12 protein-coding genes are annotated in these 13,542 nt (G+C 43.6%); 10 read left to right on the top strand and 2 right to left on the bottom strand.

Annotated elements, in window-relative coordinates; genetic code table 11:
- The first annotated feature begins 2 nt into the window (after window positions 1–2).
- The 9 genes from FRZ54_RS21735 to FRZ54_RS21695 all read left to right on the top strand — a co-directional run bounded on the left by FRZ54_RS21735 (window position 3) and on the right by FRZ54_RS21695 (window position 9,825).
- The gene (locus FRZ54_RS21735) at window positions 3–1,886 is read left to right on the top strand and encodes an alginate lyase family protein (RefSeq protein WP_147033914.1); all 1,884 of its coding nucleotides are present in this window, start codon (window positions 3–5) and stop codon (window positions 1,884–1,886) included.
- A complete protein-coding gene (locus FRZ54_RS21730) occupies window positions 1,886–3,124 on the top strand; it encodes a glycosyltransferase family 4 protein (RefSeq protein WP_147033913.1) in 1,239 nt (412 codons plus the stop codon). The genes FRZ54_RS21735 and FRZ54_RS21730 overlap by 1 nt, the downstream gene beginning before the upstream one ends.
- A 6-nt stretch (window positions 3,125–3,130) precedes the next feature.
- Window positions 3,131–3,754 (top strand): sugar transferase, encoded by a 624-nt coding sequence (locus FRZ54_RS21725; protein ID WP_147033912.1) that lies wholly within the window; start codon window positions 3,131–3,133, stop codon window positions 3,752–3,754.
- The gene (locus FRZ54_RS21720) at window positions 3,751–4,395 is read left to right on the top strand and encodes a PglD-related sugar-binding protein (protein WP_147033911.1); all 645 of its coding nucleotides are present in this window, start codon (window positions 3,751–3,753) and stop codon (window positions 4,393–4,395) included. The genes FRZ54_RS21725 and FRZ54_RS21720 overlap by 4 nt, the downstream gene beginning before the upstream one ends.
- A gap of 15 nt (window positions 4,396–4,410) precedes the next feature.
- Window positions 4,411–4,647 carry an acyl carrier protein gene (locus tag FRZ54_RS21715; protein ID WP_147033910.1) on the top strand — a complete coding sequence of 79 codons (237 nt, stop codon included), beginning with the start codon at window positions 4,411–4,413 and terminating at the stop codon, window positions 4,645–4,647.
- A 14-nt stretch (window positions 4,648–4,661) separates the two neighbouring features.
- A complete protein-coding gene (locus tag FRZ54_RS21710) occupies window positions 4,662–5,402 on the top strand; it encodes an SDR family NAD(P)-dependent oxidoreductase (protein ID WP_147033909.1) in 741 nt (246 codons plus the stop codon).
- A 9-nt stretch (window positions 5,403–5,411) separates the two neighbouring features.
- Window positions 5,412–6,422 (top strand): 3-oxoacyl-ACP synthase III family protein, encoded by a 1,011-nt coding sequence (locus FRZ54_RS21705; protein WP_147033908.1) that lies wholly within the window; start codon window positions 5,412–5,414, stop codon window positions 6,420–6,422.
- A 2-nt stretch (window positions 6,423–6,424) separates the two neighbouring features.
- Complete coding sequence (locus tag FRZ54_RS21700; RefSeq protein WP_147033907.1) at window positions 6,425–7,576, top strand: DegT/DnrJ/EryC1/StrS family aminotransferase; 1,152 nt, start codon at window positions 6,425–6,427, stop codon at window positions 7,574–7,576.
- A 302-nt stretch (window positions 7,577–7,878) separates the two neighbouring features.
- Window positions 7,879–9,825, top strand: coding sequence for a polysaccharide biosynthesis protein (locus FRZ54_RS21695; RefSeq protein WP_147033906.1), 1,947 nt, complete (start codon window positions 7,879–7,881; stop codon window positions 9,823–9,825).
- Window positions 9,826–9,892: 67 nt separating this feature from the next.
- Here FRZ54_RS21695 and FRZ54_RS21690 read toward each other — a convergent pair whose 3' ends face one another.
- Together FRZ54_RS21690 and FRZ54_RS21685 are read right to left on the bottom strand one after the other, a co-directional pair.
- Window positions 9,893–10,372, bottom strand: a complete 480-nt coding sequence (locus FRZ54_RS21690; protein WP_147033905.1) for a nucleoside deaminase — start codon at window positions 10,370–10,372, stop codon at window positions 9,893–9,895.
- A gap of 64 nt (window positions 10,373–10,436) precedes the next feature.
- Window positions 10,437–11,027, bottom strand: a complete 591-nt coding sequence (locus tag FRZ54_RS21685) for an OmpH family outer membrane protein (RefSeq protein WP_147033904.1) — start codon at window positions 11,025–11,027, stop codon at window positions 10,437–10,439.
- Between the two features lie 265 nt (window positions 11,028–11,292).
- Here FRZ54_RS21685 and gyrB point away from each other — a divergent pair, with 265 nt between their 5' ends.
- Window positions 11,293–13,251, top strand: a complete 1,959-nt coding sequence (gyrB, locus tag FRZ54_RS21680; RefSeq protein ID WP_147033903.1) for a DNA topoisomerase (ATP-hydrolyzing) subunit B — start codon at window positions 11,293–11,295, stop codon at window positions 13,249–13,251.
- The last annotated feature ends 291 nt before the right edge of the window (window positions 13,252–13,542 follow it).

Here is a 13,542-nt window from a genome sequence, read left to right as displayed (position 1 = left end):
TAATGTTTGCAAAAGTTCAAAGGGCCGGGCAGCTTATCGGCAATATGGGCTGGAGGTATATATTCTTCCGGCTGGGCTTCGAACTAAAAAAAAGGACGGGAATACATAAAAAGGCATTCCCGGTGCGGCCCGCTCATGAAACTTTTCTTTCGCTTGATGAATGGCGCCGCGATTATGTTCCTTTTTTCTTTAGGAGTAAGGGCGAGATCGATTTTACCCTCCCGTTGTCAAAGGAACTTGAAAAGGAGCACGCTCAAATATCGGCTTATAACTTTACATTTTTTTCGAGCCTGGAATATGAGCTGGGTGCAGACTATGACTGGCTAACTAATCCAGATACCGGTTATTCCTACAATGGCACTGCGCACTGGACGGACATAAACGATTACAACCAGGCCGCAGGCGATATTAAATTCGTTTGGGAACCATCCCGTTTCTCGCATTTATATACCCTGATCCGCTTCGACAAACACTCGGGCGTCGATTGTTCAGCACAGGTTTTCGACGAGATATCAAACTGGATAAATGCCAACGCAATAAATCAAGGGCCTAATTTCAAGTGCAGCCAGGAAATATCCCTCCGGATGATGAACTGGATATTTGCCTTGTATTATTACCGCAATTCGCCGACACTAACCAATGAGTTGTTTGATGAGATACAGCATTATATTTTTTGGCAAACGCGGCATGTATATGACAATATCAATTTTTCGAGAATAGCAGTACGGAACAACCATGCCATTACAGAGACACTGGCCTTATATATTGTGGGCCTGTTGTTCCCGCAATTGCCGGGTGCCGCTAAATGGAAAAAGGATGGTAAGCGCTGGTTTGAAGAAGAAATTGCCTACCAGGTATATGAAGACGGAACTTTCCTGCAGTTTTCTATGAATTATCACCGGGTGGTTGTTCAGCTAATGACCTGGGCCATCCGGCTCGCCGGCTTGAATAACGAGCGTTTTGATGAGGTTGTTTATGATCGTGCAAAAAAAAGCCTGCAATTTTTAACCGCGGCGATGGACGAAACCACTGGCTGGTTGCCAAATTACGGAGCAAACGACGGCGCCCTGTTTTTTAAATTGAGCGATAATCATTTCCGTGATTACCGGCCACAACTGGAGGCCCTGAGTAATGTGCTGGGAGTGAAATGGCCTTACGGCCACTTTGAGGACAGCGACTGGTATGGCCTGAAGCCGTTTGAAAGCAGCGAACGGTTAGCTGTACCGCCAGGCTATCGTTCATTTAATAAAGGCGGCTACCATATTTACAGATCGGCCGATTCAATGAGTTTTGTACGGTGCGGTAATCATAAGGATCGCCCGTCGCAAGCAGATAACCTGCACCTGGACGTTTGGCACAAAGGCATCAATATTCTGCATGATGCAGGCAGCTATAAATATAATGCTGACCAGTCCGATCTGAAATATTTTATGGGCAGCCGTTCGCACAATACTGTTATGCTCGACGATTACGACCAGATGGAGAAGGGTGCAAGGTTTATATGGTATTATTGGACGCAATGTGAGTCGGTAAAAACCAGTGAAACGGACGATCATTTTTTCTTTGAGGGAATAATAAAGGCCTTTCAGTATATCAATAAAAACATAAGGCATACCCGCAAAATAACCGTACACAAAAAAGCCTTTGTTTGGGAGGTAGAAGATACTATCGATAACAAACCCCCGGAGATGATGTTAACCCAGCTTTGGCACACCTGTTATCCGGGAATGCTTAAATTTGAATCGTCGACAGCTTTGCATGAGGCGTTAAAGCCGTCAGTCGGCGCAGGCTATTATTCCTCATTTTACGGGAAAAAGGAAAAATGCACCGAAATTGCGTTTGCAACGAACGAAAACCGGGTGGCAACACGTATAACTGTTATTTAATGAAAATACTACTACTACATCAATATTATTTAGAAGAAAACGATTCAGGTGGTTCCAGGTGGAACGAGATTACAAAAATGTGGGCCGAAAAAGGTCACAACATTACGGTGCTGGCCGGGATGATGAATGCTAACGGCAAGGAAAAGCTCCCCGAATACAAGGGCCTTTATTTTAAATTAAAGCAGCAGGGCGACGTTAAGGTTTGGCGGTGCCATGTGTCTGAAGCCTACAATAAAAGCTTTTTGGGCAGGCTATGGGGTTATTTCTCGTTCATGTTCTCATCTATATGGGCGGGCTTATTTAAGGCGAAAGGGAAGTTTGATGTAGTTATTGTCACCTCGCCACCGTTGTTTGTTGGTTTTAGCGGTTATATCCTCTCCCGGTTTAAATCAATTCCCCTGGTTTTTGAGGTGAGGGATCTTTGGCCGGAGTCGGCAATAGATACGGGGGTATTAACTAATAAAGTGATCATAAACCTGGCTTACTGGTTTGAAGCTTTTATTTACCGGAAAGCCAAATTGATCAATGTTTTAACTCCTGCATTTTATAAGACACTGAAAGAGGTTAAAAATATACCGGAACATAAGCTGTTGATGATCCCTAATGCCGCCGATTTTAGCTTGTCCGAAACCTTATTGCAGACCTTTGATGCAGAAACTTTTCGTAAAGAGCATAATTTTGATGGCAAATTCGTGATTACCTATGTCGGTGCGCATGGTGTTGCCAATCACCTGGAGCAGGTTTTAGAAGCGGGTAAATCATTGCAGGATACCAATGTGCTGTTTGTGTTGATAGGCCAGGGCATGGAAAAAGAACGCCTTAAAAATATGGCGGCTGAACAGCACATTACCAATGTTCTTTTTTTGGATCCCGTGCCCAAAAAAGATGTTTTTAAATACATACTGGCCTCGGATATGGGAGCTTCTGTGCTAAAAAAGGTTGATACTTTTAAAACGGTATATTCTAACAAAACCTTTGATTACATGTCGTGCCGGAAACCGATAATAATGGCGATTGACGGTGTATCGCGCGAGTTGGTAGAAGCATCGGGGGCGGGGGCGTATGTGGAACCTGAAAATACAAAACAATACGATACTATTATCAGGCAGTATATGGCCGACCCGGACCGGATAAAAAGAGAAGGGAATAGTGGCTATAATTACGCAAAAGCAAATTTTGACCGCGAAGTACTGGCCTCACGTTACCTGGAACAAATAGAAAAGATAGCCCAAAAGTAAACGAATATGTATAAAAGCTTTTTCAAGATCATATTGGAGTGGCTTATAGCTTTTATAGCATTCGTTATACTGTCCCCGGTATTTTTGGTGGCAACTATTCTTTTGACAATTGCCAACGGCGGACGCCCTTTCTTTGTTCAGCCAAGACCGGGTAAATACGGTCATATATTCAAGGTCATCAAATTTAAAACCATGAACGACAGGAAGGATGCAAATGGACGGTTGCTTCCCGACGCAGTAAGGCTAACGCCTATTGGTTCATTCATCCGGAAAACATCTGTTGACGAGATACCACAATTACTTAACGTACTGAAAGGCGATATGAGTTTGATAGGTCCGCGCCCGTTATTGGTAGAATACTTACCTTTGTACGATGAGTTCCAGAAAAGAAGGCATGAAATGCGGCCGGGTATTACCGGCTGGGCGCAGGTAAATGGCCGCAATGCCATTAGCTGGGAGCAAAAATTCAAATACGACGTTTGGTACGTCGATCATGTGAGTTTTATACTTGATGTAAAAATAATGTGGTCGACGCTTATAAAAATATTTAAATCCGAGGGGATCAGTTCGGCAACATCTGCCACGATGGAACGATTTACGGGAAATTTGATGTCTGACAATCAATCATGAAAGATATAGCAATTTTTGGGGCAGGTGGATTTGGAAGGGAAGTATACCTTTTAATTCAGAAGCTGAACGAAGCAAAGAAACAATGGAACCTGTTAGGTTTTTTTGACGATAACCCTTCCGTTAGTTTTGGCACCAGCCGTATTCCCCTTAATTACCTGGGCTCATTAAAAGAACTCAATGAGTACAATCGCCCCCTTGATGTTGTGATCGCCCTTGGTAATCCCCTGTCCATCAGCAAGGTTACCACCCGCTTAACGAATAATAATTTATCCTATCCAAATATCATTGCGGATGATAGCATTATCTATGATAAAAATTTGATAATAGGAAAGGGCAACATTATAACATCAGGTTGTATATTTACCGACAATATTTCCATTGGTAATTTTAACGTTTTCAACCTAAAAACGTCTGTAGGCCACGATGTTAAGATGGGGGACTGTAATGTCTTTAATCCAAATTCGGCTATATCGGGCAACGTTACCATCGGTAACAACAACTTTTTTGGGTTAAATTCGTCCATTGTCCAGGATAAAAAGGTTGGGTCGAATAACAAGGTCGGCGCAGCGACATTAATTATAAAAAACATCAACGATAATGAATTTTATTTTGGTGTACCCGGTTATAAATCTACTTTGTAAATTACAGTCTATTATATGGAACTAAATACTTTCATTCAAAATTTCGAAAAACAGCTGGAGGATGTTGCTCCGGGTTCCGTTGGGGCAGACACCGTGTTTAAGGACCTTGACGAATGGGATTCAATGACGGCGTTATCGATGATCGCCATGGTTGATGAAGAGTATTCCGTGAAACTTACCGGCAACGAGATAAAACAGGCCCAAACAGTTGAGGACCTTTTTAATATCGTAAAAGGGAAAAATAGTTACTAAATACCGACGGCTTGATGCTTGATCTGCAGGGGAAAAAAATTTTAGTTACCGGCGCTTCGTCGGGTATAGGAAAAGATATTGCCATTTTACTTTCAAAACTTGGAGCCAGGGTGATCATTACCGGCCGGGACCGCGAAAGGTTAAATCAGACCTCGGCTTTGCTTGGTGACAAGGAGATGCACCTTGCCATAATAGCAGACATGGACGCTGAAGCAGATATTAAAGCACTGGTGGAAAAGATAGAGAAACTGAATGGAGCGGTCTTCTGCGCAGGCATTATCGAATATAGCCCGGTAAAGTTCCTGTCAAAAGAAAAGATCAACAAAGTGCTGAGCGTAAACTTTGTGAGCCAGGCATTATTGACCCAAGCTCTTCTAAAAGAAAAGAAAATAGAAAGGCAATCTTCGCTGGTTTATATTTCATCCGTGTCGTCTAAGTTGGGTGTGGCCGGAACAGCTGCATACGCGGCTTCAAAGGCGGCATTATCAGCTTTCGCAAAAGTGCTTGCAACTGAATTAGCCGGACAGAAGATAAGGGTAAACTCATTGAGCCCTGGTATCGTAAAAACGCCGATGACCGAAGGAGCGGATTCAGCGATAGCAGGCGATGATATGAAAGAAGATGAGAAGAAATACCCCCTTGGATATGGTAATACCATTGATGTGGCAAACTATGTTGCCTTTTTATTATCGGATAATTCCTCATGGATAACAGGGTCGGACCTGGTGATGGACGGAGGATTTACATTAAATTGATCATAAGCGGTGTACAAAAAAGCAAGAATTAAATATATAGCCTACTATCTGCCTGAAAAAGTGTTGAGCAACGACGATCTTTCGGCAGAATTTCCTGAATGGTCGGCAGAAAAAATAATAACGAAGACCGGAATAGGTGAAAGACACATTGCGGCGCCGGATGAATTTACATCAGACATGGCTGTAAAAGCTGCCCAAAAACTGTTCGACGAATATGGTGTGTCAAAGTCTGATATAGACTATATTTTATTATGTACACAAAGTCCTGATTACCAGCTTCCGACAACGGCATGTATCGTACAGGACCGATTGGGTATATCAGCCACTGCCGGCGCGTTAGACTTTAACCTTGGTTGTTCGGGATATGTTTATGGATTGAGTCTCGCAAAGGGGCTTATAGCGGCAAACATCGCCAAAAATATTCTTCTGATAACTTCGGAGACTTACAGTAAGTATATTCACGAAAAAGATAGGGGAAATCGTACAATTTTTGGCGACGCTGCAGCAGCTACGCTCATTAGTGATGAAGGGGATGGTTTGGAGATAGAAGAGTTTGTTTTGGGAACGGACGGCCGTGGGGCCGACAACCTGATCGTAAAAAACAGCGGGTCGAAATATAAAACCGAACTGTCCCGCGAAAGTGCAGCGGATTTTGATGGTGAACGCAACGATAATTACCTGTATATGGATGGCTCTGAGATATTCAATTTTACGATAGAGTCGGTACCCGGGTTAGTGAACCAAACGCTGGAAAAGAATAAACTGTCATTTGACAATGTCGACCTGTTTGTTTTTCACCAGGCCAATAAGTATATGCTAAATCATTTAAGAAAAAAAATAGGGATAGCAGAAGAGAAGTTTTTATATCATATTGAAAATTGTGGCAACACTGTCTCGTCAACAATTCCGATCGTTTTAAAAGAGGCATTCGTTCAAAATAAGATACAAAAGAATATGCAGATTTTATTGGCAGGATTTGGCGTAGGTTATTCATGGGGCGGTGTAATCCTGAAATCATAATTATGAATCCAAAAATATGGCTTTCGAGTCCGCACATGGGTGGCGGCGAATTCGAATTTGTTAAGGAAGCATTTGATACTAACTGGATAGCCCCGTTAGGGCCGCATGTAAACGGTTTTGAGCAAGACCTGCAATCGTTTACCGGTGCAAAACATGCAGCTGCGTTAAGCTCGGGCACAGCTGCACTGCACCTTGCGCTTATTATGCTCGGCATAGGGCCCGGTGACGATGTGATTTGCCAAAGTTTTACCTTTTCTGCCTCGGCGAACCCTATTGCATACCAGGGCGCAAACCCTGTTTTTATTGATAGTGAGCCTGAAACCTGGAATATGTCGCCCGAATTGCTGGAGCAAGCGATACAGGATGGAATTGCTAATGGTAAAAAAGCAAAAGCTATAATACCGGTACACTTGTACGGCATGCCGGCAAAGATGGAACAGATATCGGCGATAGCTGCGAAATATGGAATTCCGGTGATCGAGGACGCGGCGGAAGCGTTAGGGTCGACCATCAACGGAAAGCCGGCCGGTACTTTCGGCCTGATGGGGATATTATCATTTAACGGAAACAAGATCATCACAACGAGCGGCGGCGGGGCGCTGATATCTGACTCCGCAGACCTTATCGACAAGGCCCGGTTCCTGGCTACCCAGGCGCGCGACGCGGCCCCGCATTACCAGCATTCGCAAATTGGATATAACTACCGGATGAGCAACGTTTGCGCCGGAATAGGACGCGGACAAATGCAGGTATTAGGTGAACGGATAGCGCAGCGCCGGAAAGTATATGACTATTATGTCGAAAATCTTTCTGATATATCCGGGATCAGGTTTTTACCCGAGCCCGCCGGGGCTTTCAGTAACCGGTGGCTCACCACAATTATAGTGGACCCGGCAAAGACCCGTGGTATAACGCGCGAAGACATCAGGTTGTCGCTGGTGAGTGAAAACATAGAATCCCGCCCGTTATGGAAACCAATGCATTTACAGCCTGTGTTCAGTGGCGCGCTGTCTTATGTCAATGGCGTCAGCGAGGATTTGTTTAATAATGGCCTGTGCCTTCCTTCCGGTTCCAATCTTAGTAGTGCGGACCTTGAAAGAGTGGTGAAAAATGTGAAAAGCCTTTGTGCAAAAACGATACCGAATGAGGCTTAAAAAGGTATTGGCAACAATAATATTACCTTGAACTAAACATTTTTATAAGTATTTATATTTACTTTTGAAAAATATTATTTTTAATAAGTCTCTGGATACTTGTTCTTTGTGGTATTTATATTAAGTTTTTGGCCCTTTAGGGCGGAAAAAAACAAAAACTTTTATTTTACGCGTATGTTAACATTACTGCCGTAAAATCCGTTAAACCTCGCCGTGCCTGGTCGATAGTTTTGCGGTGTGTATTTATTTTTTGTTTGGTAAAAAAACGTTACTTTTACTACGCATCCTCTGTTAGTTTATTTATGAAAAAATATTTACTATTTACCAGGGTGGTTCCAAGATGGTTGATAATGCTTGTCGACCTTATCATTGTAACCTGGTCCTTTTCTACTTCTTATTTTATCGTCCAGCGTTTTGAATTTGTCAATATTCTACGTGGCTACTTCTTTATTTACACTGGTCTCTATTGCGGTATTTCAACGCTGGTAATGTATGCGTTGCGCACGCATACAGGGCTCATCAGGTATTCCAATACGCGCGATGTTCTGCGCATATTCAGTTCTGCATTTTTAACAAGCCTGATCTACGTATTGGTGATCAACGTTTGGGTGGTACATTTAATAAAAGTTAACCTTGTTACCGTCAACCTGGTTTTGCTTGTTAATTTTTCGGTATCAAGTACTTTGCTGATCCTGCTGCGTACCATGGCCAAAAGCGCATTTTTCTACCTTAACTACAATAGTAACGCAAAAAGAACCATTGTATTGATCTACGGTTCCGATCATAATGCGGTATTGGTGAAACAGGCACTTGAAGCAAGCGCAAAAACTAATTTTTCTGTAGTTGGTTTTGTGGACGACGGAGGTAAAAAGATCGATAAGGAAATTCAGCAGGTACGCGTTTACCACATTGATAAGCTGGCAAAACTTAAGGAAAAGCATAACGTAGATAAGCTCATCATCATGAACCATGACCTTGATGCGCAAACGAAAAAGGCTGCTCTTGAGAATTGTCTTGCGCTGGGTATACAGGTAATGACCGTTCCTCCGTCAGATCAGTGGATATATGGTAAACTGAACTTGCAGCAGATACAGGACCTTAAAATTGAAGACCTTTTGCAGCGTAAGCCTATCCAGATAGAAACGACCAGGATATCAGAAGACCTTTGCGGTAAACGTGTACTTGTTACCGGTGCAGCCGGATCTATCGGATCGGAGATCGTTCACCAGGTATTGAGCTATAAACCAGCGATGGTGATTTTGTGCGACCAAGCCGAGTCGCCATTACATGAGATGAAACTGGAGGTTGAAGAGAAGTTCCCGCATATCTGCACCAAGATATTTATCGCTGATATCCGGAATTATCGTCGCATGTATAAATTGTTTGACGATTACAAACCTGAGGTTGTGTTCCACGCTGCCGCATACAAGCATGTGCCGATGATGGAAGAGAACCCGTCTGAAGCAGTTCAGGCAAATGTGCTTGGCACCAAGCATGTTGCTGACCTGTCAGTGTTGTTCGGCATAGGTAAGTTTGTAATGATCTCGACCGACAAGGCGGTTAACCCATCCAATATCATGGGGACCACCAAGCGCATTGCCGAGATATACATCCAATCATTAAAAGATAGTCCGGCCAATAATAAGCTCGGTGTTCCAACCACGCGTTTTGTTACAACCCGTTTTGGTAACGTCCTGGGGTCGAATGGTTCGGTTATACCGCGTTTCAGGGCGCAGATACAAAAAGGCGGCCCGATTACAGTTACACATCCTGATATTACCCGTTATTTTATGACCATTCCCGAAGCGGTACAGTTAGTACTGGAAGCGGGTACTATGGGAAGCGGCGGCGAAATATTCATATTTGACATGGGTGAGCCGGTGCGTATAACCGACCTGGCATTAAAGATGATCAAACTGGCAGGGCTTCAACCCGAAAAGGATATCAGGATAGTTTATACAGGTTTAAGACCAGGCGAAAAGCTCTACGAAGAGCTACTGAACATGGGCGAATTGACAATGCCGACCCATCATCCGAAGATCAAGATTGCAAAGGTGATCACCTATCCTTACAAACAAGTGGTAGAAGATATAGAAGAGTTGCTAACGCTAAACAAGCATCATGATGATATGGCACTGGTAAATAAAATGAAGGAAATAGTTCCTGAATTTATCAGTAAGAACTCTCATTTCGAATTCCTTGATAATATCAGCGGGGATGAAGAAGAAATAGGCGTACTGATTAGTTAAAATAATACAATACGCATGTATTGAACAATTAAGCGCTTTCCGGAAGGAAGGCGTTTTTTTTAACCGGTCAATAGCTTGTTTTTGATTCGGAGGCCTGCCATAGTTTGAAGGCAGGCAGCGCCTCGTCACGCAATAGCTGTGTTATTTTCAATTTACGCTCGCTCATGGGTAGTTCAATCTCCCTGTAAATAAAATGATCATCAAAACCTATATCGGCAGCGTCGGTTTTGGTATTGGCATAGTAAATAGCATCGATGCGCGCCCAGTATATTGCGCCGAGACACATAGGGCAAGGTTCGCAACTGGTGTAAATGGTGCAGCCGCTTAAGTCGTAAGTACCTAATTTGTTGCATGCAAGGCGTATAGCCGAAACTTCTGCATGTGCAGTTGGGTCGTTTTGCGGTACAACTCTATTCGCACTTTGGGCGACGATCTGACCATCTTTTACAATTACAGCACCAAATGGCCCGCCGATTCCCTCTTTCACGTTTTGTTCGGACAACTTTATAGCTACCCGCATAAACTTTTCATGCTCGTTCATTTCCATTTAGCACAAAATTAAAAACCCCGGTTTAAAACCAGGGTTTTTATCATATTATTCAGAAAATAATTTATTTCTTTTCTTTGGAATAAGCTTCGTTCAGTTTCTTTACGAAATCTCCTGTCACATCAAGGGTGCTGTCGCCATATAACAGTTGCGTGTTGCCGGTTTGAAAAGTGAGGACAATTTTGTAGCCATTATCTTTAGCATATTGCTTGCTGAAAGTGTAAATCTTGTCATACAATTTTTTGCTTTCATCAGCAGTTTCGTTCTGAAATTGCGCACCGGCATTTTGCTGGTATTGCTGAAATTCTTGGCTCTCGCGCTGCAAACGTTGTTCGGTCATCGAACGCTCATTTGCACTCATGCTCCCAACATTTTTTTGGTACTCGGCTACTTCGCGCTGTATTGCCTGTTGTTTGGTGCCAACGTCGTTTTTAGCTGCCGCGCCCTTGTCGTCAAGGCGTTTGCGCATATCCTTGGCATAGTCATATTTGGCCATCAAAGAGTCCTGATTTACAAATACGACAAGCGAGTTTGACGGTGCAGGAGTCGTACTTTGGGTTGATGCAGTCCCCTTGTTCTGGTTACATGCTGCCAGGCTGCCGGCAGCCAATATGGCGATGCTTAGTTTTGTTAAAGTGGAGGCCTTGATTTTCATTTTACTGTTAAAAAATTTTGACAAAGATAAACTTTCGGAACAAGTATCCTAACGGATGTGTAAATATGCGAAAGGCAAAGCGGCGAAACGTACAGCCGTGGTTTCAAAATTGTCGCAGCTACGCTATCTAAGCATCCCGCACACCCATTATCAGCACATTTGAACATCACACATATTTATCCACAGAACGCCCCGAATCCGGCTTAGATTTCGTACTTTTGTATGTTAAGACTCCTTAGAAAAGGAGCGATCTTTTTATCTAAATATGAGCGAAGAAAATAAAGACAGATCCAATTATTCAGCGGATAATATCCAGGTTTTAGAAGGGCTTGAAGCGGTAAGAAAACGCCCTTCGATGTATATAGGTGATACCGGCGCAAAAGGCCTTCACCATTTGGTATATGAAGTAGTAGATAACTCGATAGACGAGGCGCTTGCCGGGTATTGCGATACCATCAACGTATTTATACACAAAGGCAATTCGATAACTGTTGAAGACAACGGGCGTGGTATACCGACAGGTATAAACACTAAGGAGCAGAAATCGGCATTGGAAATCGTAATGACCGTGCTGCATGCCGGTGGTAAATTTGACAAGGATACCTACAAAGTTTCGGGCGGTTTGCACGGTGTAGGCGTATCATGTGTTAACGCGCTTTCAACCCATGTTAAAACAGTGGTTCATCGTGAGGGTAAAATATTTACCCAGGAATACGAGCGCGGCAAGCCCCTGTTCGATGTAAAAACGATAGGGGTTTCGGACCGGACCGGAACTATTCAAACTTTCCAGCCCGACCCGGAAATATTTACCCAAACATTAGAATATAAATACGAAACGCTGGCAACCCGTTTGCGCGAGCTGGCATTTCTTAACAAGGGTATCAAGCTGACGCTGACCGACGAGCGAACAACCGGCGAGGATGGCCAGTATCTTTCAGAAGTTTTTTTCTCTGAAGGCGGGTTAAAGGAGTTTGTTAAATATCTTGATGGTACCCGGACCGCGTTGATCCCGGAACCTATATATGTAGAGGGGATGAAACAGGGTATACCTGTTGAGCTTGCTTTGCAGTATAACGACACTTATTCGGAGAATGTACACTCGTACGTAAATAATATCAATACCATTGAAGGAGGAACCCACGTAGCCGGTTTCAGGATGGGGTTGACCCGTACGCTGAAGAGTTATGCCGATAAGTCGGGTTTACTGAAGAATGTTAAAGTTGATATAACTGGCGACGACTTTCGCGAAGGTTTGACGGCGGTGATCTCTGTTAAAGTAGCCGAACCCCAATTTGAGGGACAGACCAAAACCAAGCTGGGCAACAGTGAAGTAAGCGGCGCTGTAAATGTGGCCGTAGGCGACATATTATCGGCCTACCTGGAGGAGAATCCCAGGGAAGCGCGAATGATAGTAAACAAGGTGATATTGGCGGCAACAGCACGTGCCGCAGCCCGCAAGGCCCGCGAAATGGTGCAACGCAAGAACGTGATGAGCGGATCGGGCTTGCCGGGTAAGCTTGCCGATTGCGCCAATGGCGATCCGACACTTTGCGAACTATTCCTTGTCGAAGGGGACTCAGCAGGTGGTACTGCCAAGCAGGGGCGCAACCGCGAATACCAGGCTATTTTACCATTGAGGGGTAAGATACTGAACGTGGAAAAGGCCATGGAGCACAAGATATATGAGAACGAAGAGATAAAGAACATGTTCACCGGCCTGGGCGTAAGTATTGGCACCGCAGAAGATGACAAGGAACTTAACCTGAGTAAACTGCGGTATCATAAGATCGTTATCATGACCGATGCCGATGTCGACGGGTCGCACATTACCACGTTGATCCTTACGTTTTTCTTCCGCTATATGAAGGAACTGGTGGAATTCGGGTACGTATACATTGCCACTCCACCGCTTTATCTGGTTAAAAAAGGCAAGGAACAGGAATATTGCTGGACCGAGGCCCAGCGTGAAGCCGCTATACAGCGACTTAAGGGCGCCGGAAAGGAAGACAGTGTTCATACGCAGCGCTATAAAGGTTTGGGAGAAATGAATGCGGAACAGTTATGGGAAACAACAATGAATCCTGAAACGCGTACTTTACGCCGTGTGAGCATTGAAAACGCTGCCGAATGTGATCATACCTTCTCGATGCTGATGGGTGACGAAGTAGCACCGCGACGGGAATTCATAGAGAAAAATGCAAAATATGCGCGTATTGATGTGTAATTAATTCCCTGATCATGGATTTTTAAGGCCTCGTTCGTTAAAAGCGAATGGGGCTTTTGTTATAAAAAATGCGGTTGATATGAAACGGGCACGGCTATGATATGCAGGAGGTTATACAATGTTCCGACGGATAAGGGTCGATAGGATACTACTTTTTGGCATAGTATTAGTAAATCGAATAGTGTAATAAATACGCTGAATAACGACAAGAAGTTAACTTCGCATTTGTTTGTTTAAACTATAAGTTATACATTTACAGCATGATAAGTTAAAATACAGAAATAATTAATA

This window comes from Mucilaginibacter ginsenosidivorans (genome assembly GCF_007971025.1).
GTDB lineage: Bacteria > Bacteroidota > Bacteroidia > Sphingobacteriales > Sphingobacteriaceae > Mucilaginibacter > Mucilaginibacter ginsenosidivorans.
This window is presented reverse-complemented; position numbering and strand designations above follow the sequence as displayed.

Excerpts from the sequence above, each read along its gene's own strand:
- FRZ54_RS21735 (WP_147033914.1), top strand. The coding sequence starts at position 3 with ATGTTTGCAAAAGTTCAAAGGGCCGGGCAGCTTATCGGCAATATGGGC.
- FRZ54_RS21730 (WP_147033913.1), top strand. The coding sequence starts at position 1,886 with ATGAAAATACTACTACTACATCAATATTATTTAGAAGAAAACGATTCA.
- FRZ54_RS21725 (WP_147033912.1), top strand. The coding sequence starts at position 3,131 with ATGTATAAAAGCTTTTTCAAGATCATATTGGAGTGGCTTATAGCTTTT.
- FRZ54_RS21720 (WP_147033911.1), top strand. The coding sequence starts at position 3,751 with ATGAAAGATATAGCAATTTTTGGGGCAGGTGGATTTGGAAGGGAAGTA.
- FRZ54_RS21715 (WP_147033910.1), top strand. The coding sequence starts at position 4,411 with ATGGAACTAAATACTTTCATTCAAAATTTCGAAAAACAGCTGGAGGAT.
- FRZ54_RS21710 (WP_147033909.1), top strand. The coding sequence starts at position 4,662 with ATGCTTGATCTGCAGGGGAAAAAAATTTTAGTTACCGGCGCTTCGTCG.
- FRZ54_RS21700 (WP_147033907.1), top strand. The coding sequence starts at position 6,425 with ATGAATCCAAAAATATGGCTTTCGAGTCCGCACATGGGTGGCGGCGAA.
- FRZ54_RS21695 (WP_147033906.1), top strand. The coding sequence starts at position 7,879 with ATGAAAAAATATTTACTATTTACCAGGGTGGTTCCAAGATGGTTGATA.
- FRZ54_RS21690 (WP_147033905.1), bottom strand. The coding sequence starts at position 10,372 with ATGGAAATGAACGAGCATGAAAAGTTTATGCGGGTAGCTATAAAGTTG.
- FRZ54_RS21685 (WP_147033904.1), bottom strand. The coding sequence starts at position 11,027 with ATGAAAATCAAGGCCTCCACTTTAACAAAACTAAGCATCGCCATATTG.
- gyrB (WP_147033903.1), top strand. The coding sequence starts at position 11,293 with ATGAGCGAAGAAAATAAAGACAGATCCAATTATTCAGCGGATAATATC.